The following is a 20,992-nucleotide window of genomic DNA, read 5'->3' on the forward strand; positions in this document are numbered from 1 at the left end:
CTCGGGATGGACGGCCAGGAGCATCGAGCGGCTCGCGGCGCCGTGCTCGGCGCGTTCACACTGCGGCGCGCGAACGCGCTCCGCCCGCGGATCCAGGAGATCGTCGACGGCGCGATCGACGATCTCCTCGCGGCCGGTGGCCCGGCGGACCTGGTGACGTCGCCGGCACTGCCGGTGCCGTCTCTGCTGTTGTGCGAACAACTCGGTGTGCCCTACGTCGATCACGCCTTCTTCCAGGAGAACTCCGCGAAGCTGTTCGACCGCGATGCTCCGCCGGAGGAAACCGCCACCACCTACGAGCGGCTGTTCCGCTACTTCGACGAACTGGTCACCGCCAAGGAAGCCGCGCCGGGCGACGACCTGCTCGGCCGCCAGATAACCGAGAGCCGCGCGGCCGGCACGTACGACCACGCTTACCTGGTCGGGCTCGCGTTCCTGTTGCTGGCGGCCGGGCACGAGTCGACGGCGAACATGATCTCGATCGGCGTCCTCCCACTACCGGAACACCCCGAGTTGATGACAGCCGAGACCCCGACCGCGGTCGAGGAGCTTCGCCTTCGGGTTCGGGCCGCACCAGTGCCTGTGTGTACGGGCTGCACAGCCTTCCCATCAGCTGGTAAACATCACAACGCTCCCACCACGAGCAAGGAAGAGGGAACCATGAAGATCATCGCGGACACCGGCAAGTGCGTCGGCGCCGGCCAGTGCGTGCTCACCGAGCCCGCCCTGTTCGACCAGAGCGAGGACGACGGCACGGTGATCGTGCTCAACGAGACGCCCGAGGGCGAGCTCGTGGACAAGGCCCGCGAGGCCGTGAACGTCTGCCCGAGCCAGGCGCTTTCGTTGCAGGAGTGAGCTACTTCGCCGCGGTGAAGAGCACCGTGGTGTAGTCGCAGGTGAACTGACCGCCGCGGGCGTCGATAGCGGCGCCCACGGCGGTCAGCACTTCGTCCTGCTGTGGCTGGGGGACGCGGGTGAGGCCGCCCTGGGTGGGGAGCAGGTCGAGGTACTCGTCGCGGGTGTAGTCGTGTTGCCAGGTGTAGAAGTGTCTTTGCGGGCTGTGGAGGCCCGTATTGCGTAGGGCCTCTTCGGTTTTGTCGATGATCGGTTTGTAGGCGTCGCTTCTCGGGGTTCTGTCGACCTTGATGGGGAAGTTCGGGGCCACCTTGCGGAACGCTTCGCCGAAGGCTTCGGCGATGTCGTCCGGCGGCAGGAAAAGGTGCCAGAACACGGCGAAGATGCCCTGTGGTTTGAGGACTTCGGCGGCTTTCTCGGCGCCTCGCTGAGGATCCACCCAGTGCCAGGCCTGACCGGCGGTGAGGACGTCGAAGGTGCGGTTCTTCGGATCCCACTCCTCGAAGGTGGCGACCTCTACGTCGATCCCGGTGGTCCGGGCGAATTCGGCCATCCGCTCGTCGGGCTCGACTCCGAGTACCTGGCAGCCGTTGTCCTTGAGTTGCCGCGCGACGATGCCCGTACCGGTGCCGACGTCGAGAACCTCTTTGCCACCCTTGATCACCTCGGCGATCAGCGCTTCGGGATACCCCGGCCGCGCACGGTCGTAGCGCCCGGCATCGATCCCGAACGACTCGGCCGTCTTCCTCAACTCGTGCGGCTCAGGTGCGGACTCTGCTTGGCGCTCCGGTAAAGTGGGCATGCGCCCACCATAGTGGGCACTCGCCCACTTAGCTACCGGAGTTCGCTTTGCCGACCGGCGTCCACCTCCGCGACGTACGCACCCAGCTCTTCGACGCCGCCGAACGCGTCCTGCTCCGGGGCGGCCCGAGCGCCCTGACGAGCCGCGCCGTCACCGACGAAGCCGGCTGCGCGAAGGGCGTGCTGCACAAACACTTCACCGACTTCGACGGCTTCCTCACCGAACTCGTGCTGGACCGCATCACTGCCGTCGAGTCCCGCTCCGACGCCCTTGCCTCCGCCGCCGGCACCGGCTCGGTGGTGGACAACGTGTGCTCCGCTCTGCACGACGTGTTCACCTCGGTCGCCGTGTCGATCGTCGCCCTCATCACCTTCCGCGACGAACTCCGCACCCGCCTCCGCACCGCCCGCCCCGGCATCGGCGTCCCCCTCGCCTCCGACGCCTCCCGCATGCTCGCCCGCTACCTCACCGCCGAACGCACCCTCGGCCGCCTCACCCCGGACGCCGACGTCGACACCCTCGCCCCCACGCTGGTGGGCGCCGGGCACCTCCACTTCGCCGACCGCTCCGCTGACGCGTCGTCCTTGCGCCCCATGGTCGCGGCTGTGCTGTCGGGCGTGTTGGCATGAAAAAGGTGGCCACCCCCAACAAAACAAGGATGGCCACCCGAAACCAACGAGAACCTACTTCACCGCCCCCATCGACAACCCGCGCACCAGATGGTTCTGCGCGAACCATCCCACGATCATCACCGGCAACGAAGCCAGCAACGCAGCCGCAGACAACTGCGCCCAATACAACCCTTCGCTGGTGATGAACCCGACCAGGAACACCGGCACCGTCCCGGCACGGGCGGCCGTCAGGTTCACCGCGTAGAAGAACTCCGTCCACGAGAAGATCACGCAGATCAGCGCGGTCGCGGCGACGCCAGGGGCGACGACCGGCATGATGATCTTGCGCAGCAGCGTGGGGAGGTTGGCGCCGTCGATGTGGGCCGCCTCGATCATCTCGCCGGGGACCTCGAGGAAGAACGAGCGCATCATCCAGATCGCGAGCGGCAGGTTCATCGACGTGTACAGGATGATCAGCGCCCACACCGTGTCGAGCAGGTTCGTGTTCTGGGAGATCACGTACAGCGGGATGATGGCCGCGACGATCGGCAGCATCTTGGTGGACAGGAAGAAGCTCAGAGCGTTTTTCGTCTTCTTCACCGGCGCCAGCGAAAGCGCGTACGCCGCCGGGATGCCGAGCAGCAGCACCAACAGCGTGGACACCACAGTGACGAACGCCGAGTTCGCCAGGTACGGCAGGAAGCCGCCCTTGAGAACACCCGAGATCTGGTCGAATGTCGGGCTGAAGAAGAGCTTCGGCGGGTCCGTGTAGGCGTCGGATTCCTGCTTGAACGCCGTGAGGATCATCCACAGCAGTGGGAACACGAAGAGGATCGCGAGGATCCACGTGGCAACGGTGAGCGAGCCCGCCCCGAAGCGGCGCTTACGCCCGGAAACAGCCGTGGTCATTTCGTCCCTCCGTCCACGGAGAACGCCCGGAACATCAGGCGCAGGGCGAACGTCGCCACGATCATCGTGATGATCACGACCACCACGCCCATCGCCGACGACTGGCCGATGTCGAAGCCCTCGAACGCGCGCTGGTAGATGTAGAACGGCAGGTTGGTGCTCGCCGTGCCCGGACCGCCCTGCGTCATGAGGAAGATCGCGTCGAAGCTGTTCACGATGTAGATCGCGCCGAGCAGCGTCGCGAGCTGCAGGAACCGCGAGAGGTGCGGCAGCGTGATCGACACGAACGTGCGCCAGCGGCCGGCGCCGTCGACCGACGCGGCCTCCAGCACGTCCTTCGGCTGGCTCTGCAGGCCGGCGAGCGTCAGCAGCATCATGAACGGCGTCCACTGCCAGATGATCTGCGCCATCACCGCGGCGAGCGGAAACTGCGAAAGCCAGTCGACGTCGGTGCCGAACACGAAGTGCAGCAGGCCGTAGGTCGGGTCGAACATCGTGGTCTTCCACAGCAGCGCGCCGGCCGCCGGCAGGATGAGGAACGGCGTGATCAGCAGCGTCCGCACGAAACCGCGGCCGACGAACTTGCGGTCCAGCAGAATCGCCAGGCCGAGCCCGAGCAGAAGCGACAGGAACACGCACACCACCGTGAGCACCACGGTGTTGAGCAGCGCGCCGAGGAACGTGGAGTCGGTGAAGACGTCGGCGTAGTTCTGGAAGCCGACGAAGTGGAACGAACCCGGCCGCACCAGGTTCCACGACTGGAACGAGTAGTAGATGGTGAGCAGGAACGGAATCTGCGTCACCGCGACCACGAAGATCAACGCGGGCAGCAGCGGCAGCCGTCGCTTCCCGGCGGTGCCGGTGGCTTTCTTCTTCGTGGTCGCCGGGCGAGTGGTGGCCGGCGCCGTGCCGGCGGGGACCGAGATCGTACTCATCCCTGCACCTCCTGGTACGACTTACCGACTGTTGCGGCGTACTTCTGCGACTGCGCCAACGCATCAGCCACCGACGTCTGGCCCGCGATCGCCGCGGACAACTGCTGGCTCACACGCGTGCCGAGGTCCTGGAACTCCGGGATCCCGACGAATTGGAGTCCCGGGTACGGCACCGGGCTCACCATGGCTTTCTGCTGGTTGGCGTCGGCGATCCCGTCGAGCGTCGGCTGGGCATAGGCCTTGGCCGCGTCGCGGTATTGCGGGATCTCATACGTCGACTGGCGCGTGCCCGGCGGCACGCGGTTCCAGCCGTAGGTCTCGCCGACCTTCTTCGCATACGCCTTGTCGGTCATCCACGCCATGAACTTCCAGGCGTCGCCGGAGTCCTTGGCGACCTTCGGGATCCCGAGCGCCCACGTGTACAGCCAGCCGCTGGCCTGCGTCTTCTCGACCGGGGCCGGCGCGTAGCCGTTCTTGCCGACGACCTTGCTGCTGGTGGGGTCTTCGGTGGTGCCGGTCATCGACGTGGCGTCGTACCACATCGCGGCCTGGCCCTGGGCGTAGCGCGTGCCGCACTCGGAGAACCCGGCGCTGGAGGCGCCGACCTCACCGTGGTCGCGCACGAGGTTCACGTAGAAGTTGGCCGCCTGCGTGAACTCCGGGCTGGTGAGCTTGGCGTTCCAGTCCTTGTCGAACCACTGCGCGCCGAAGGTGTTGGCGACGGTGGTGAACGGCGCCAGGCTCTCGCCCCAGCCCGGCTTGCCGCGCAGGCAGATGCCCGCGACGCCGGCGTTCTTGTCGTCGAGCTTCGCCGCGTAGTCCGCGATCTGCTGCCACGTCGGGTGCGCCGGCATCGTGATCCCGGCGTTGGCGAACAGATCCTTGCGGTAGACCACAAAGGACGATTCCCCGTAGAACGGCACCGCGTACATCTGGTTCTCATACGACAGCGACTGCCGGATGCTGGGGATGAAGTCGTTTTCGTCGTAGCCCGGGGTGGCCTTCATGTGCGGTTCGAGGTTCTCGAGCCAGCCGTTGGCCGCCCACTGCGGGGCCTCGTAGTTGCTGATCATCACCACGTCGAACTCGCCGCCCTGGGTGGCGGTGGACGCGGTGATCTTCGCGCGCGCCTCGTTCTCCGGCAACGAGACGAACTTGAGGTGCACGCCCGGGTTCGCCTTCTCGAACTCACTCGAGAGCGAGATGGCGTCCTTCATCTGGGGGTTCGAGTCGATCGCGATGACGAGCGTCCGCCCACCGTTGCCGAACGACCCGGCTCCGGCGCATCCCGTGACGAACAACGCTGTTGCGGCAAGGAGGCACAGGAGTTTACGCACGGCCGCCTCCGGGGAGCACCTGGATCTTGAGGCCGGAGCCGCTGCGCATCTTGGCCAGCGCGTCGGGGTACTGCTCCAGCGGAAGGGTGTCGGTGATCAGCGCTTCGGTGTCGATGAAGCCCTTGCTGACGAGGTCGAGGGCGTTGCCGTAGCTGTTGAGCACGGCCATGGAGCCGACGATGGTGATCTCGTCGTTGTAGATGCGGAAGGGCGACAGCGCGACGCGGGCCTCGGCGGGCGCGACGCCGAACACGAGCAGGCGGCCGCCGCGGCGCAGCGCGTCGAAAGCCGACTCGATGGCAGGGGCGGCGCCGGTGCAGTCGACGGCGGCGTCGTAGAGCTCACCGTCCAAAGCGGACACGTCCTCGGCCACGGCGGTGGCGCCGAGGCCGGTGGCGCGCGGCAGGCGGCCGGCGTTGCGGTCGACGACGGTGACTTCGGCACCCGCGCGCTGGAGCAGCTGCTGCATGATCAGGCCCATCGTCCCGGCGCCGACCACGAGGAAGCGTTCGCCCGCCTCGACGCCGATGCGGCGCACACCGTGCACGGCGCAGGAGACGGGTTCGACGAGTGCGCCCTGTTCCCACGTCATCGAGTCGGGCATCTTGTGGCAGGTGTCGGCCGGGACGGCGACGTACTCGGCGAACGCGCCGTTGACGGTGTCGCCGGTGGCGTTCCAGTTGGCGCAGAGGTTGCCGTGGCCGGAGCGGCACGGCGTGCAGTAGCCGCAGTACAGCGACGGGTCGACGGCCACGCGGTCGCCGATCTTCCACTCGCCCGGCACGTCGGCGCCGCGCTCGACGATCTCGCCGGCGAGCTCGTGGCCGGGAACGATGGGGTACGGCGTCGGCGGGAAGTGCCCGTCGGCGATGTGCAGGTCGGTCCCGCAGATCCCGCAGGCGCCGACCTTCACGACGACCTGGCGCTCTCCGGGCTTCGGATCGGGAACGTCGCCGACCCGGATTTCCCCGGGCCGGTCCACGATCGCGGCACGCATGCCTCATCCCCTTCCTAGGCGCTCATCTGAGCAGCATTAACGATTGACGCAGCTAATTGGTGGAAGCATTACAGGTGTTTTCTAGGGGTTTCGTCAACCTTTTGGGTGGGTTTCTGCGCTATAGTGCTCATATGAGCAGGAAGAAGGCCGGGCCACTGCTGACCGAGAGCTTGGAGCTGGCCACCATGGCCCGCCGCTTCTACGTGCAGGGTCGTTCGAAGCTGGAGATCGCCGAGGAGTTCGGCGTCAGCCGGTTCAAGGTCGCGCGCCTGCTCGACACCGCCCGCGAGACGGGCCTGGTCAGGGTGGAGTTCGACCTGCCCGCGCCGCTCGACGTGGAGCTGTCCGACGAGGTCAGGCGCGCCTACGGGCTGCGCCGCGCTCTGGTGCTCGAACGAGCGGCGGCGAAGGAGCCGCGCGAGGTCGTGCGCAAGAAGGTCGGGACCCTCGCCGCTCACCTCCTCGAGGAGATCGCCCGCCCGACAGACGTCATCGGGCTGTCGTGGGCCCGGTCGGTCAACGCGATGACCGAGGCCATCAGAACACTTCCGCGCTGCCCGATCGTGCAGTTGTGCGGCGTGCAGGCCGGCATGGACATGCGCGGGCGCTCCGTCGAAACCGTGAGCCGCGTGACCTCGGTCTCCGGCGGCGACGCTTATCCGATCTTCGGCCCCCTCGTCCTCCCCGACCGCCGGACCACGGAGATCCTGCGCCACCAGCCCGGCATCGCGGAGACTTTCGGGCAGTTCGGCAAGCTGACCAAGGCCGTCGTGAGCATCGGCGCCTGGTTACCCGGCGAGTCCACCGTCTACGACGCCCTGGACGAAGCCGAGCGCGCCGCCATCGCCGCCCGCGGCGCAACGGCCGAAGTCGCAGCGCGCCTGTTCGACGCCTCGGGCAACGCTTTGTCGACCGGCTTGGCACACCACGTGCTGGCGATCAGCACGGAAGAGCTGCTCGCAGTACCGGAGGTGATCGCCATCGGCTACAGCGCGCCGAAGGCGGCCGCCGTGGATGCCGTGCTGAGGTCCGGCATGGTGTCGACGCTCATCACAGACGCGGCGGCTGCGGTGCCGTTGCTGGAGCTGGCGGAGAAGCGGCCGCTGTCAGAGTGAGCCGTCGACCGCGAGCTAAGTGGCGCCCGGCTCGACGAGGGCCTGCTGCCAGTGTGAGCGATCAACGGCGAGCACGCCGCTCGACCGCCCGGGCCGGCGCTGCTCAGCGAGCCCCGAGTCGCCTGCACCTGCGCGAAGTGGGACAGCATCGCATTGGGCCGGCGCTGATTCATGCGGCGCGGCTGCGGTGCCACTGCTGGAACTGGCGGAACCGCTGTCAGAGCGAGCTGTCGACCGCGAGCACGCCGGCGAGGATGACGAAGCAGATGCCGGAGCCGGCGTCGACCTTCTGTTGGGTCCTGGCCTTCACGCCGGCGACGCCGATGGCCCGGCCGACCAGCACGTACGCGAGGCCGACGACGAGCTCCACTCCGAGGTAGGCGGCGCCCAGCTCGGCGAGCGCCGTCGGGCTGCCGGTCGTGGTGAACTGCGGCAGGAGGGCGGCGAAAAGCAGCAGCGCCTTGGGGTTGCTGATGGCGACGGCGAACTCGTTGACCACCACGGCTCGCAGGTTCTTGCTCTTCGGCGGATCCTGCGTCTGGCTCATCTCGCGGCGGGCCTTGAGGATGCTGCTGATCCCAAGCCACAACAGGTAGGCGACGCCGATCCACTTCAGGATCGTGAGCAGCTCGGCCGACGCGGCCAGCAGCGTTCCGAGACCGGCCGCGACGAGGCCGATCAGGACCACGAACGCGGCGAACCGGCCGCCGATACCGGCCATGGCGTAACCGATGCCGTAGCGGGCGGCGTTGCGCAGGCCGAGCAGCTGGTTGGCGCCCGGGATGAGCGAAACCAACACGGCGGCGGGGACAAATCCGGCCCAATCGACCATGGCTCGCCTCCTCGGGACTTCCTCCGGCGACGGTAACCCGAGTTTGTCCGGCTGTGGCGGGGTTTGTGACGAAGTCTTCAGGCATTGCCGCCTCCCAACGGTCGATGTCACCGCACGGGCGGCTTCCAGCCGAACGTTTGAGCCTGGTTTTACCGCGCGCGCCGAGGTCATCGACTTTCGCCGCAGCTCACCAGCGCATCCCCCCTCGAGCCGGCGGGCTGTCGGACAGCACCTACCGACTGTTCCCACCCCTAGATGCACCTCAGCTCCCGCCGCAACGCGGGCCGCAGCTCATCGCACTTGCAGGCAGAGCCGCAACTCAGGCCACGTCGCTGGAGTCAGCTCACGCGTTCCGGCGGCGGTCGACGTGGTGTCGGAGCTCGTCCGCGACGTCGGCTGCACTCCCCTGCCCGCCGGTGGCCTCGAGCGCGCCGCCTTACTGGAGGCGACCGCCGCGTTCGCGATCGGCCTGTGGCGCGCCGGGTTCGACGCTCGGGCGGCCTTCGTCTCGGGGTGATCTCAGGGTCTTCACCGGATGTGCCCGCGCCGATGTCCGAGCGATTGTTACTGGCGTGACCCGGGTTTCGCCGCGGTGGCGGCAGGCGGTGGTGTGGCTGCACGCGGTGTCGTCGATCGCGTGGATGAGCCAGGCGTTCGGGCTCATGACGCTGACACTCGTGGCTCTGCAGGGCGACGGGAACACTCGCGCCGCCGCGATGAACATGGCGCGGCACCTGGACACGGCGCTGCTGGCGCCCATGGCCAACGCCGCCGCGTTCACCGGGCTGGTCCTGGCGGGCGCGACGGCGTGGGGCTACTTCCGGTACTGGTGGGTGCTGGTGAAGTTCGGGCTCACGCTCGTGCAGCTCTACGCCGGGATCTTCCTGCTGTCGCCCGCCCTGGAGAACGCCGCCGTCACGGCCAACCCGACGTGGCAGCAGGCCGCCGGCGCCGGCCTCATGGCGGGTGGATTGGCCGTGCAGGCGTGGATCTCCGTGGCGAAGCCATGGTCCCGCACACCCTGGTCCCCCACCGCGAAACCCGCGACGGCGCCCACGTGGGTGTTCGTGGCGGCGATCGTCGCGCCGGCTCTCGACACCACCGTGGGGCTGGTGCTGGGCTACCCGCTGCCCGCGCTGTCCCTGGTGATGCTCATCGTCCTGCTCAGCGGGCGGCGGCAGCGCCTGGCCGTGGCCTGACGCTGCCGCCGGTCGTCACTCGATGTCCCCACCGCTCGCGGGCTTGGCCTCGATGTCGCCGCCACTCGCCGGCTTCGCTTCCACGTCCCCGCCGCTGGCCGGCTTCGCCTCGACGTCACCACCGCTGTTGTTCTTGTCCTCCACCATGGTTCCCCCCTCCTTCTCGGCCCGCCCCACGCTAGGGCGTGCCAGGGGACCCCACGGCCGCTCGGACAAACCTCACTCAAACGGACGCGGCCGTCAGAGCTGATTGACGTCCACGATCCGCACCACAGCCGAACCCACCTCGTCCGACGCGCGCAAGTCCACCTCCGCGCTGATGCCCCAGTCGTGGTCGCCTGCGGGGTCGTCGAAGATCTGCCGCACCCGCCACAAGTCGGGTTCCTGTTCGATGAGCAGCAACGCGGGGCCGCGGGCGTCGGGGCCGATGCCGAGGGAGTCGTGCTCGTCGAAGTAGTCCTCGATGGCGTCTTCCCAGGCGTCGGCGTCCCAGCCGGCGGCGGTGTCGAGCTCGCCCAGGGCGTAGTAGTTGCGGCGGGCGGCGAGTTCGACGCGGCGGAAGAGCTCGTTGCGCACCAGGACGCGGAAGGCGCGTTCGTTGCGGGTGACCGCGGGTGGCTCGGAAGGCCGGCGCTCCAGAGGAGAACCGTCAGCAGACGGGTGCCGCAGGGCTTCCCACTCGTCCAGCAGGCTGGAGTCGACCTGGCGGACCAGCTCGCCCAGCCACTCGATGAGGTCCTGCAGCGCCTCGGTCTTCGCCTCGTCCGGGACGGTGTGGCGCAGCGCGTCGTAGGTGTCCGCCAGGTAGCGCAGCACCAGGCCCTCTGAGCGCGCCAGCTGGTAGAAACCGATGTACTCGACGAAGTTCATCGCGCGCTCGTACATATCGCGCACCACGGACTTCGGGGACAGCTCGTAGTCCGCGACCCACGGGTGACCCTGGCGGTAGCTGGCGTACGCCGCGGAAAGCAGCTCCTCCAGCGGCTTCGGGTACGTCACCGCCTCGAGCAGCTCCATCCGCTCGTCGTACTCGATGCCCTCGGCCTTCATCGCCTGCACGGCCTCACCGCGGGCCTTGAACTGCTGCTGCGACAGCACCGGCCGCGGGTCGTCCACAGTGGATTCCACAATGGTTACGACATCAAGCGCGTACGACGGCGATTCCACATCCAGCAGCTCCACCGCCGCCAACGCGAACGGCGACAACGGCTGGTTCAGCGCGAAGTCGAACTGCAAGTCCACCGTCAGCCGCACGATCCGGCCGTCGGCGTCCGGAGTGGACAGTCGCTCCACGACACCCGCGGCGAGCAGCGCCCGGTAGATCGCGATCGCCCGCAGGATGAGCTTGCGCTGCGTCGGGCGGTCGGAGTGGTTGTCCTCCAGCAGGTGGCGCATGTGGTCGAACGCGTTGCCCGGCCGGGAGATCACGTTCAGCAGCATCGAATGCGACACCCGGAAGCTGGACGTCAGTGGCTCGGGATCGGCCGCGATCAGGCGGTCGAAGGTGCTCTCCGTCCAGTTGACGAAGCCTTCCGGCGCCTTCTTCCGGACGATCTTCTTCCGCTTCTTGGGGTCGTCGCCAGCCTTCTCCAGAGCCTTGGCGTTCTCCACGACGTGGTCGGGCGCCTCGACGACCACATACCCGTCGGTGTCGTACCCGGCGCGGCCCGCGCGACCGGCGATCTGGTGGAACTCACGCGCCTTGAGGTGGCGCTGGCGCACGCCGTCGTACTTGGTCAGGGCGGAGAACACGACCGTACGGATGGGCACGTTGATGCCGACGCCGAGCGTGTCCGTCCCGCAGATCACCTTCAGCAACCCGGACTGCGCGAGCGTCTCGACCAGGCGCCGGTACTTCGGCAGCATGCCGGCGTGGTGCACGCCGATGCCGTGGCGCACGAGCCGCGAGAGTGTCTTGCCGAAGCCCGCGGAGAACCGGAAGTCGCCGATCAGGTCGGCGATCGCGTCCTTTTCGGCCTTCGTCGTCACGTTGATGCTCATCAACGTCTGCGCTCGCTCGATGGCCGCGGCCTGGGAGAAGTGCACCACGTACACGGGTGCCTGGCCGCCGTGGAGCAGCTCGGACATGGTCTCGTGGATGGGCGTGAGCGCATACCGGAACGTCAGCGGCACCGGCCGCTGCGCCGACGTCACGACGGCCGTCGAGTTGCCCGTGCGCCGGGTGAGGTCCTTCTGGAAGAACGAGACGTCGCCCAAGGTGGCCGACATGAGCACGAACTGCGCGCCCGTCAGCTCGATGATCGGGACCTGCCAGGCCCACCCGCGGTCGGGCTCGGAGTAGAAGTGGAACTCGTCGGCGATCACCTGGCCCACGGGCGCGTCGGCACCGAAGCGCAACGCGATGTTCGCCAAGATTTCCGCGGTGCAGCAGATGATCGGCGCATCTGCGTTCACGCTGGAGTCGCCGGTCATCATGCCGACCTTGTCGGCGCCGAAGATCTCGATGAGCTGGAAGAACTTCTCCGAGACCAGCGCCTTGATCGGGGCGGTGTAGTAGCTGCGGCGGCCGTGGGCGAGCGCCGTGAAGTGGGCGCCGACGGCCACGAGGCTCTTCCCGGAGCCGGTGGGCGTCGAGAGGATCACGTTGGCGCCCGAGACGACCTCGATCAGCGCCTCCTCCTGGGCCGGGTACAGCTGGATGCCCCGCTCGGCCGTCCACGTGGAGAAGGCTTCGAACAGGGAGTCGGCGTCGGGATCCGCTGGCAGGAGGTCTGTGAGTGTCATCGCGCTGCCCATCGTGCCATCCCCGGGCCGCCAGTTCCCCAGGGGCGATCGCGGCTGCTTGCCCCAACCCGTAGGCTTCGCGGTACCGCGCACCGACCGGGGGATACTTCCGGGCGGGCGCGCGTACACGGGCGGTACTCCGGAGGGTTCGCAGAATGGCACAGGACATCATCCCGATCGAGCTCGGGCTGCCGCAGGGCGACGTCGTCACCCTGTGGGCTCCGCGGTGGCGGGAGGACGGCGAGGAGTGGGAAGCGTTCCTCGGCGACGAGGACGACCTGTACGCCTTCCCCGACGCTGCTCACCTGGCCGCTTTCGTGCGCACGTCCGACCAGCACGACCTGCTCGACCACCCGGCGTGGGACGCGGTGCCGGCACTGAACGTGCCCGAGCTGATCCCGGACGACGACCACTCCTACGACCTCGTCGGCGTGCCGGAGCTGGTCGCCGAGGAGCCCGACTCGTGGACGATCGCGGAGCTCGCGGAGATCGTCGGCATCGTCCGGTCGCTCGCGGACGTCTGCGAGCTCGAGGAGGTGCACGAGGTCCTCGACGCGTACGAGGGCTTCTCGCTCCTGGAGCAGGGCCGGCTGCCGTTCACCGGCCGCGAGGGCGAGGCCCTGTGGAACGACCTGTCGAAGGCCGTGTCCGAGAAGTGGGACATCGTGCTCGACGCGATCGACAACCTCGTGACCGTGCCCGACGTCGACGCCGCCGTGCTGGAGCAGACCGCCGAGGAGCTGGCGGCGTTCCACGAGGAGTCGGCCGAGGCCGAGGCCGCGCAGCCGGAGGACCTCGAAGCCGTGGACGCGCCCGACTCCGACGAGGAGGAGGACGACGAGCCGGTCGGCTTCTGGGGTGAGGTCGGCATCGACCCGATCAAGATCGTCACCGCCGGCGCCGAGTACTACACGCTGCGCTGCTACCTCGACGACAAGCCGATCTTCCTCGGCAGCGAGGGCGAGATCGACGTCTTCTCCTCCGAGAAGGCCCTGCTCGCCGCCCTCACGGACGGCAAGGACGTGGCCGACACCGACCTCGCCGACGTGTCCACTTGGGACGACGTGCTCGAGAAGGCCAAGGCCGGCGAGCTCGAGGTCGAGATCGACGCCGAGAACACCTACGTACTCACCGGCCTCGACGACGACATCGCCGCGGGCGTCGAGTCCATCGACCCCAACCAGCTGGAGCTGGCGGTCGAGCTCATCACCGACGCCGCCGACTGGGCCGAAGACGACTCGGTCGAGACGGCCCTGTCCCAGAACGAAAGCCTCGGCTGGCTGGTTTCCTTCGTGCTGCGCCCGGACCCGACGCGCCTCGAGCCGAGCGCGCCGTTCGACACCGAGCAGAGCGCGTGGCGCAAGCTGGTGGAATCGTTCGAGAACCGCCTGACGGTGGTCTGAACCTCTCATACACACTGAAGGCCACCCCGGGAAGTCCCGACGGGTGGCCTTCAGCGCGTCCGGACCGCCCCAATGTGGCATTGGGTGCGTCGAGCGCACCGAACGCCACATTGGGTGCAGCCAACGCACCCAACGCCACATTGGGGTGGTGTGGCCACCGCCCGATCGGCCCGCGGCGATCAGGGCGAGTCCCGCTCAGTGGTGCGCTTCCGCTTCCGCGCGGACCGGCACCATCGCGATCGCCAGCGCCGGAAAAACGGCCACCAGGCAGAACGCCAGCGCGTACCGGCTGTCGCCGATGACCAGGCCGAGCAGCGGTGGGGTGAGGGCGCCGGCGATGTTCTGCGCGGTGTTCTGGGTGGCCATCGCGCGGCCCGACCAGGCGACGCCGGCGAGCTCGGCGGAGGCGGTGAAGCCGAGGCCGTTGTCGGCGACGGTGATGATCGCGGCGAGGACCAGGGCGATCAGCACGAGCCACAGCCACGTCACGTCGCCGAGGGCGACGAGCAGCATCACGACCACGCCGGCCACCGCGAGCTGGCGCATCGGGCGCAGGCGGCTGCCGACGCGGTCGGACCAGTAGCCCGACCCCAGCCGGCCTGCCGCGCCGAGGACCTGGGCCACCGCCAGGAACACGCCGGCGCCCGACGGGCTCCAGTGGTGCTGCGACACGAGGTAGACGGGCGCGAACGCCGACACCGTGAACTGCGGCACGACCAGCAGCGCGCTCGCGCCGTGCACGCGCCAGAGCCACGGCTTGCGGTACGGCGACGGCGGCTTCTCGGCACCGCGCGCGGGGCGCGGCGGCCGCGGCGGGTCGGCCACGAACACCGCGACCAGCAGCGCGACCAGGATCGCCAGCACGGCCGGCAGCAGCATCGCGGCCTGGAAACCCCAGCGTGCGGCCAGCGGCGGGAGGCCCAGCGCGGCCACGCCGACGCCCAGCGGCTGGGCCGTCTGCCGGATGCCCATCGCCATGCCGCGTTCGGACTTCGAGAACCAGCCCATCACGACCCGGCCGCTCGCCGCGTTGACCGAAGCCGTGCACGCTCCGGCAACAAGGGACAGGCCGAAGAGAACCCCGACCGGGTGATGCCACAGCGCGGCGTACACCAGGAGTAACCCCGAACCGCCCAGTCCGAGGGCCATGATCAGGCGCTCTCCGTAACGGTCCGCAGCCGCGCCCCACACGATCAGGGTGAGCAGCAGGCCGATGCTCGGCGCGGCGACGACGGTGCCGGCCTCGGCGAGCGTCAGGTCGTCGGCGGCGCGCATCGCGGGGACCAGGAAGGGCAGCCCATAGAGGAAGGAACAGCTCGCGGTCTGCGCGGCGAGGCCGAGCGCGAGGATGAGCCACCGCCGAGAACTGGGCTTTTCGCGTATCGACTCCCCGGCCGCGACCTGCGACATCCTTCTCACCGTCTCACATATTGAGAATCTGTTCCTACATTCTGAACTTTAGTTGGGCAGGCTAACGAACGCAACCACCCACGAGGTGGCCGCGTCCGGGAGCGCGGGGAGGTCAGGCCAGAGCGGCGTACCCGGGCTTGATCACGTCGTTGATCAGCGACAACCGGGCGTCGAAATCGAGGAACGCGGATTTCATGGCATTGATCGTGAACCAGCGAAGATCATCAAGACCGAACCCGAACGTGGTCGCCAGAGCGGTGAATTCACTGGTCATCGTGCATCCGCTCATCAGCCGGTTGTCGGTGTTCACCGTGACCCGGAAGTGCAGCCGGGCCAGCTGCGCGATCGGGTGCTCGGCGAACGAGGCGACGGTGCCGGTCTGGACGTTCGACGTCGGGCAGATCTCCAGGGGTATGCGGCGGTCGCGAACGTAGCTCGCCAACCGTCCAAGGTGGACCGTTCCGTCCGAATCGGTCTTGATGTCCTCGACGATCCGGACACCGTGGCCGAGCCGTTCGGCGCCGCAATACTGGATGGCCTCCCAAATGGACGGCAAGCCGAATGCCTCGCCCGCGTGAATCGTGAAATGCGCGTTGTTCTGACGCAGATATTCGAATGCGTCGAGATTTCGGGTCGGCGGAAAGCCGTCTTCGGGTCCGGCGATGTCGAAGCCCGCCACTCCGGCGTCGCGGTGGCGCACGGCCAGCTCCGCGATCTCGAGGGCGCGGGCGTGCTGGCGCATCGCGCAGAGCAGCGTGCCGACCTTGATCGCACCGCCCGCGGCGGCCACGCGCTGTGTTCCCTCATCGATGCCGGTCTGGACCGCTTCGACCACCGCATCGAGTGACAGCCCGCGTTCGACGAACAGCTCGGGCGCGTAGCGCAGCTCGGCGTAGACCACGCCGTCGGCCGCGAGGTCTTCCACGGCCTCCGCCGCGACCCTGACCAGCGCTTCCTCGGTCTGCATAACGCCGCAGGTGTGGGCGAACGTCTCGAGATAGGACACGAGCGAGCCGGAGTCGGCGGCTTCGCGGAACCAGCGGCCGAGGGCCTCGACGTCGGTGGTCGGCAGGGCGTCGTAGCCCGTCGCTTCGGCGAGCTCGACGACGGTGGCCGGGCGAAGGCCGCCGTCCAGGTGGTCGTGCAGCAGGACCTTGGGGGCTCGGAGCAGGGTCGCTGCGCCGAGCGGGGTTACGTCTGACATGCACCAACGGTAGTCTCGTTGTCATTCCCCTACATGGCGGTAACTCTGAGCGTCGAGGCAACCCTGAGCTTTGACGATCAAGGAAGGAATCGGCCATCCGGGTAACGCAGCCGTTATCCCGTCTTGGCGGGGCCCACACGCACAGCAATTTTTCACTAGATAAGCTTCGGGCCACGTCCCTTCCATTTCCCCGCCGACGAAGGACACAGCAGTGACCACTGACAACCACATTGCCGCTCCGTCCTTCGACCGGATGCGCAACATGCTGGTGCGCGCGGCCGAAGTGCGCGAGAGCGAACAGCAGCAGATCTTCGACGCGCTGGACGACATCTACGCGCGCCTCGCCCCGGTCGACTCGCTGGGCGCCGTGCGCAAGCGCCTGTCCGAGATGCCCGACCGCACCGAGGTCGGCGTGATCGCGGAGCGCCTCGACGAGGCCATGACGCGCCTGGAGGCCCAGGACAACGCAATCGCCGCGATCACCCACGCGGTCGAGAGCATCGTCGACAAGCTGGCCAAGCCGTTCGCGCAGCTCGACGGCCGGCTCGACGGCGTCGCCGCGCGCTTCGAGGGCGTCGCCGGCCGGATGGACGGGCTCGAGGACAAGCTGCAGAACATCCACCGCCGGCTCGACGAGCTGGGTGGCCACCTGGACAAGCAGGACGCGAAGCTCGACTCGATCCCGCAGACCACGCAGGGCCCGGTGCGCGAACGCATCGAGCTGGCGGAGGCCACGCTGCGCGAGCGCATCGAGATCGCGGACGCGAGCCTGCGCGAACGCATCGAGACGGCCGACCACGAGCTGCGCACCCGCGTCGACGAGCTCGATCGCGCCACTCGCGAGCGCTTCGGCAGCACCACGGACGCGTTGCGCACCGCCATCACCGAGACCGGCGAGATGGTCGACGCCTCCGAGCGCCTCGAAGGTCTGGTCAACCGCCTCGACACGGTCACCCAGCGCCTCGACGACCTGGGCAACCGCCTGGACAAGGTCGAAGACGGCTTCGTCTCCCAGCTGGGCGACCTGGACGGCTCCATCAAGACCGGCCTCTCCAAGGTCGAGGGCACGCTCGCCAAGCAGCCCGACACCGACTCCGTCGACTCCCTGGTGCGCCGCTCGAACGACGAGTCCGTGCGGCGCATCGGCGGCCAGCTGGACGAGGCCATGGCCACCTTCGCCGAGCTCATGCTCGGCGGCGGACCGGCCGTGCAGCAGATCGCCCCGCCCGCCCCGGCGCCCCGGCAGCCCCGACGCAGCTCGCGCAACGGGCGGTCGCCGAAGGCCGTGGACCCGAAGGCGAAGAACGGGTCCGAGCCGGAAGACGCTGCTGGTGAGTGAGGTCTGAGTCCTCTTGAAGAAAGCCCCCGCCTCGGCGGGGGCTTTCTTCGTCTGGACCACCTGACGAACGTGTCCCGCAGGCTTCCCGCGGGACACGCTTGTGTTCAGGGCTGGGACAAACCCCGCTCCGGAGGTCAGGATTGCTCCGATGTCGTGGTCGAAGCTGTCGAGGCGGTCAGCCGCGTAGTCGACGAGCCGGCCGTGGTCGAAGCGCGCGCCCGCACGGACAAGGGCGATGAGGTGAAGCGCCATCGGTGGCCAAGGCGAGCGGGGCCGAGTTGTCCACAACTCACGGATGGTGTGAACAACCCGGCCGCGAGTCAGGAGCGAATGGTCTCCAGGACAATCGGCCCCACAGCCGGAGCCGTATCCGACACGGTGAAGGCGGCCGCCAAAGCCGCCAACGCGCCGGGCACCGCGTCGGGTGTATCCGTGTGCAGTTCGAGCAAAGGCTCGCCCGCGGAAACCGCGTCGCCGGGTTTGGCCAGGCACAACACGCCGGCGGCGGCCTGCACCGGGTCTTCCTTGCGGGCCCGGCCCGCGCCCAGGCGCCAGGCCGCCACGCCAACCGCGTAGGCGTCCAGAGAAGACAGGACCCCGGAAGCCGGCGCCGGGACCACGTGGACGTGCGCAGGCGTGGGCAGCGGAGCCGACGGATCGCCACCCTGAGCGGTGATCATGCGAGACCACGTTTCGTAAGCCTCACCTGAAGCCAGCACTGCCGCGGGGTCCACTGAGGACAAGCCAGCCAAAGAGAGCATCTCGCGGGCCAGAGCAACCGTCAGGGAAACCACGTCAGCAGGACCGCCGCCCTGCAGAACCGACACGGCCTCAGCGACTTCCACCGCATTGCCGACCGCACGGCCGAGCGGCACGTTCATGTCCGTGATCAACGCGGTAGTGGGAACACCGTGCGCTGAGCCGATCGAGACCAAGGTCGAAGCCAAAGTTCGAGCGTCGGCCACCGTCTTCATGAAGGCACCCGAACCCGCCTTCACGTCCAGGACCAGGCCCGAAGCGCCCTCGGCGATCTTCTTCGACATGATCGACGAGGCGATCAGCGGGATCGACTCCACGGTCGAAGTGACATCCCGCAGGGCGTACAGCTTCTTGTCCGCCGGAGCCAAGCCCTCGGTGGCCGCGCACACGACCGCGCCCACCGAAGACAACTGCGCCGTGATCTCGTCCAACGACAGAGCCGCGCGCCAGCCCGGGATGGACTCCAGTTTGTCCAGGGTCCCGCCCGTGTGGCCGAGGCCGCGGCCGGACAGCTGAGGCACAGCGGCACCACAAGCAGCGACCAACGGCGCCAGCGGCAAGGTGATCTTGTCGCCGACGCCGCCCGTCGAATGCTTGTCGACTGTCGGGCGCCCGACGGACAGCGACAACCGTGAGCCCGACGCGATCATCGCGCCCGTCCAGCGGAAGATCTCCGAAGGGACCATCCCGCGCAGGAAGATGGCCATCGCCAGGGCGGCCATCTGCTCCTCGGCGACGACACCGTGGGTGTAGGCGTCGACGACCCAGTCGATCTGGGCGTCCGAAAGAACACCGCCGTCGCGTTTGGCCCGGATGATGTCGACCGCCACTGGATCCGATGCCGCCTCCGCGGGAGGGAGTGCGTCGGCGGAGGTCACGGAAGGTCCTCGGGGCCGAAGGCGTCGGGCAGCACGTCGGACATCGGCAGGATCCCGCGTGGCGTGTCGACCAGGCACGACGAACCGCCCAGCTCGAACAGGATCTGCCGGCACCGCCCGCACGGCATGAGCAGCTCACCCGCGCCGCTGCGGCAGGCGACGGCCACCAACCGGCCGCCGCCGGACAACCGCAGCTGGCCCGCCATCGTGCACTCGGCGCACAAACCCAAGCCGTACGAAGCATTCTCGACGTTGCAGCCCGTCACCATCCGGCCGTCGTCCACGATGCCCGCGACGCCGACGTGAAGGCCGGAGTAAGGGGCGTAGGCCGAAGCCGCCGCGGAAACCGCCGCCGCGCGCAGGGCGTCCCAATCGAACGAAGACATCAGTCCCCCTCCCCCCGTCGATACGGTGCCCCGTCGGCCTTCGGTGGACGGAGCCGTTGAGACGCCACCGCCAGCACGATCAGCGTCACGAAGTGCGCCGTGTACGGGATCAGGTCACTCGGCAGCGTGTCGTTGGTCCAGTAGATCGCGTACAGCGCCCCGGCGGCGATCACGCCGAGCGCGGCCGAGAGCCAGCGCTTCCGGAACAGCTGCACGATCACGATGATCGCCACGAGGATCACCGCGCCGTACAGCAGCGCGAGCACCGCTGTGCCACCGCCGGCGAGCTGCAGGCCGTCGGCGTACCCGAACAGCGCCGCACCGCCGAGCAGGCCGCCCGGGCGCCAGTTGCCGAAGATCATGGCGGCCAGACCGATGTACCCGCGACCGTTGGTCTGGTTCTCCAGGTAGTCGGCGCCGCCCTTGAGCAGCACCAGCGAAGCGCCACCCATGCCGGCGAAGCCGCCGGAGATCAGCACGCCGAGGTACTTGTAGCGGTACACGTTGACACCCAGCGACTCCGCGGCCACCGGGTTCTCACCGCACGAACGCAGCCGCAGGCCGAATCGCGTGCGCCACAGGATCCAGTAGCTCACCGGCACCAGCAGGATCGCGATCATCGTCAGCGGCGCGATGCCGGTGACCAGACCACGCAGGATGCCGGCGACGTCGGAGATCCCCACCCGCTGCTCGTTCTCCAACGTGCCCAGCCAGTCGGACAGGCCCGACGCGGAGTAGGTGTCGAACTTCGGCACCGGCGGCGACTGCCGCGGGTTGCCCGAGATCGGCTCGAAGATCAGGTTCGCCAGGTATTTCGCGACGCCCAACCCCAGCAAGTTGATCGCCACACCGGAGACGATGTGGTTGACGTTGAAGGTCACCGTCGCGACCGCGTGCAGCAGGCCGCCGATGGCGCCGAACGCGATGGCCGAGATCAGGCCGACCCACACGCCGCCGTAGTACGCGCCCCAGGCCGCGCCGAACGTGCCGAGGATCATCATGCCCTCGAGGCCGATGTTGACCACGCCCGCGCGCTCCGACCACAGGCCGCCGAGCGCGCACAGCAGGATCGGCAGCGCGAGCCGCAGCGCTGTCGACGCCGTGTTGCTCGATGTCAGCGCCGAAACACCGGTCGAGTACGACGCCGTGGACATGACCGCGATCGCCACGACGGCCCAGATCACACCGCGCAGCCAGCCGGGGATCCGCGGCCGGCGCTTCATCGGCTCGGTGATGCCGGAGGCGGGCTCCGACATGGGGAACTCCGTCACCTGGC

Annotated in this window: 20 protein-coding genes; 7 read left to right on the top strand and 13 right to left on the bottom strand. The window is 68.4% G+C overall.

What is annotated here, in order from left to right; translation table 11 throughout:
- Positions 1–6 precede the first annotated feature (6 nt).
- Positions 7–855 (top strand): 4Fe-4S domain-containing protein, encoded by an 849-nt coding sequence (locus QRX50_RS03205; RefSeq protein WP_285970501.1) that lies wholly within the window; start codon positions 7–9, stop codon positions 853–855.
- Between the two features lies 1 nt (position 856).
- Here the strand turns inward: QRX50_RS03205 and QRX50_RS03210 are convergent, their stop codons facing one another.
- Positions 857–1,657 (bottom strand): class I SAM-dependent methyltransferase, encoded by an 801-nt coding sequence (locus QRX50_RS03210; RefSeq protein ID WP_285970502.1) that lies wholly within the window; start codon positions 1,655–1,657, stop codon positions 857–859.
- A 47-nt stretch (positions 1,658–1,704) separates the two neighbouring features.
- Here QRX50_RS03210 and QRX50_RS03215 point away from each other — a divergent pair, with 47 nt between their 5' ends.
- Positions 1,705–2,286: a TetR/AcrR family transcriptional regulator gene (locus QRX50_RS03215; RefSeq protein WP_285970503.1), complete on the top strand. Its 582-nt coding sequence runs from the start codon at positions 1,705–1,707 to the stop codon at positions 2,284–2,286.
- A 54-nt stretch (positions 2,287–2,340) separates the two neighbouring features.
- Here the strand turns inward: QRX50_RS03215 and QRX50_RS03220 are convergent, their stop codons facing one another.
- The 4 genes from QRX50_RS03220 to QRX50_RS03235 are packed head-to-tail and all read right to left on the bottom strand — an operon-like array spanning position 2,341 to position 6,446.
- A complete protein-coding gene (locus QRX50_RS03220; RefSeq protein ID WP_285970504.1) occupies positions 2,341–3,177 on the bottom strand; it encodes a carbohydrate ABC transporter permease in 837 nt (278 codons plus the stop codon).
- Complete coding sequence (locus tag QRX50_RS03225; protein ID WP_285970505.1) at positions 3,174–4,112, bottom strand: carbohydrate ABC transporter permease; 939 nt, start codon at positions 4,110–4,112, stop codon at positions 3,174–3,176. The genes QRX50_RS03220 and QRX50_RS03225 overlap by 4 nt, the downstream gene beginning before the upstream one ends.
- Positions 4,109–5,449, bottom strand: coding sequence for an ABC transporter substrate-binding protein (locus tag QRX50_RS03230; protein ID WP_285970506.1), 1,341 nt, complete (start codon positions 5,447–5,449; stop codon positions 4,109–4,111). The genes QRX50_RS03225 and QRX50_RS03230 overlap by 4 nt, the downstream gene beginning before the upstream one ends.
- Entirely contained in the window at positions 5,442–6,446 is a 1,005-nt protein-coding gene (locus QRX50_RS03235) for a zinc-dependent alcohol dehydrogenase family protein (protein WP_285970507.1), read from the bottom strand. The genes QRX50_RS03230 and QRX50_RS03235 overlap by 8 nt, the downstream gene beginning before the upstream one ends.
- Before the next feature lie 131 nt (positions 6,447–6,577).
- Here QRX50_RS03235 and QRX50_RS03240 point away from each other — a divergent pair, with 131 nt between their 5' ends.
- Positions 6,578–7,561 (top strand): sugar-binding transcriptional regulator, encoded by a 984-nt coding sequence (locus QRX50_RS03240; protein WP_285970508.1) that lies wholly within the window; start codon positions 6,578–6,580, stop codon positions 7,559–7,561.
- 217 nt (positions 7,562–7,778) lie between these two features.
- Here QRX50_RS03240 and QRX50_RS03245 read toward each other — a convergent pair whose 3' ends face one another.
- Positions 7,779–8,393: a LysE family translocator gene (locus QRX50_RS03245; RefSeq protein ID WP_285970509.1), complete on the bottom strand. Its 615-nt coding sequence runs from the start codon at positions 8,391–8,393 to the stop codon at positions 7,779–7,781.
- Positions 8,394–8,763: 370 nt separating this feature from the next.
- Here QRX50_RS03245 and QRX50_RS03250 point away from each other — a divergent pair, with 370 nt between their 5' ends.
- Both QRX50_RS03250 and QRX50_RS03255 read left to right on the top strand, forming a co-directional pair.
- Positions 8,764–8,910, top strand: a complete 147-nt coding sequence (locus QRX50_RS03250; protein WP_434533234.1) for a hypothetical protein — start codon at positions 8,764–8,766, stop codon at positions 8,908–8,910.
- Positions 8,911–8,965: 55 nt separating this feature from the next.
- The gene (locus QRX50_RS03255; protein ID WP_285970510.1) at positions 8,966–9,592 is read left to right on the top strand and encodes a hypothetical protein; all 627 of its coding nucleotides are present in this window, start codon (positions 8,966–8,968) and stop codon (positions 9,590–9,592) included.
- 15 nt (positions 9,593–9,607) lie between these two features.
- Here the strand turns inward: QRX50_RS03255 and QRX50_RS03260 are convergent, their stop codons facing one another.
- Entirely contained in the window at positions 9,608–9,739 is a 132-nt protein-coding gene (locus QRX50_RS03260; protein WP_285970511.1) for a hypothetical protein, read from the bottom strand.
- A 93-nt stretch (positions 9,740–9,832) separates the two neighbouring features.
- Positions 9,833–12,337, bottom strand: a complete 2,505-nt coding sequence (locus tag QRX50_RS03265; RefSeq protein WP_285970512.1) for a DEAD/DEAH box helicase — start codon at positions 12,335–12,337, stop codon at positions 9,833–9,835.
- 155 nt (positions 12,338–12,492) lie between these two features.
- Here QRX50_RS03265 and QRX50_RS03270 point away from each other — a divergent pair, with 155 nt between their 5' ends.
- Complete coding sequence (locus tag QRX50_RS03270) at positions 12,493–13,740, top strand: SatS C-terminal domain-containing protein (RefSeq protein ID WP_285970513.1); 1,248 nt, start codon at positions 12,493–12,495, stop codon at positions 13,738–13,740.
- 195 nt (positions 13,741–13,935) lie between these two features.
- Here QRX50_RS03270 and QRX50_RS03275 read toward each other — a convergent pair whose 3' ends face one another.
- Entirely contained in the window at positions 13,936–15,150 is a 1,215-nt protein-coding gene (locus QRX50_RS03275; RefSeq protein WP_285970514.1) for an MFS transporter, read from the bottom strand.
- Between the two features lie 112 nt (positions 15,151–15,262).
- A complete protein-coding gene (locus QRX50_RS03280) occupies positions 15,263–16,354 on the bottom strand; it encodes an adenosine deaminase (protein WP_285970515.1) in 1,092 nt (363 codons plus the stop codon).
- A gap of 211 nt (positions 16,355–16,565) precedes the next feature.
- Between QRX50_RS03280 and QRX50_RS03285 the strand changes: the two genes are divergently transcribed.
- Positions 16,566–17,693, top strand: a complete 1,128-nt coding sequence (locus QRX50_RS03285) for a PA containing protein (protein WP_285970516.1) — start codon at positions 16,566–16,568, stop codon at positions 17,691–17,693.
- A 320-nt stretch (positions 17,694–18,013) separates the two neighbouring features.
- On the opposite strand, the gene QRX50_RS03290 is transcribed toward QRX50_RS03285, so the two are convergent.
- Genes QRX50_RS03290 through QRX50_RS03300 form a run of 3 tightly spaced genes read right to left on the bottom strand, consistent with a single transcriptional unit; the run spans position 18,014 to position 20,972 of the window.
- Positions 18,014–19,330: a thymidine phosphorylase gene (locus tag QRX50_RS03290; protein ID WP_285970517.1), complete on the bottom strand. Its 1,317-nt coding sequence runs from the start codon at positions 19,328–19,330 to the stop codon at positions 18,014–18,016.
- Positions 19,327–19,716: a cytidine deaminase gene (locus tag QRX50_RS03295; protein WP_285970518.1), complete on the bottom strand. Its 390-nt coding sequence runs from the start codon at positions 19,714–19,716 to the stop codon at positions 19,327–19,329. The genes QRX50_RS03290 and QRX50_RS03295 overlap by 4 nt, the downstream gene beginning before the upstream one ends.
- Entirely contained in the window at positions 19,716–20,972 is a 1,257-nt protein-coding gene (locus tag QRX50_RS03300) for an ABC transporter permease (protein ID WP_285970519.1), read from the bottom strand. The genes QRX50_RS03295 and QRX50_RS03300 overlap by 1 nt, the downstream gene beginning before the upstream one ends.
- Positions 20,973–20,992 lie beyond the last annotated feature (20 nt).

The sequence above is a fragment of the Amycolatopsis sp. 2-15 genome (assembly GCF_030285625.1).
In the GTDB taxonomy this organism is placed as follows: Bacteria; Actinomycetota; Actinomycetes; order Mycobacteriales; family Pseudonocardiaceae; genus Amycolatopsis; species Amycolatopsis carbonis.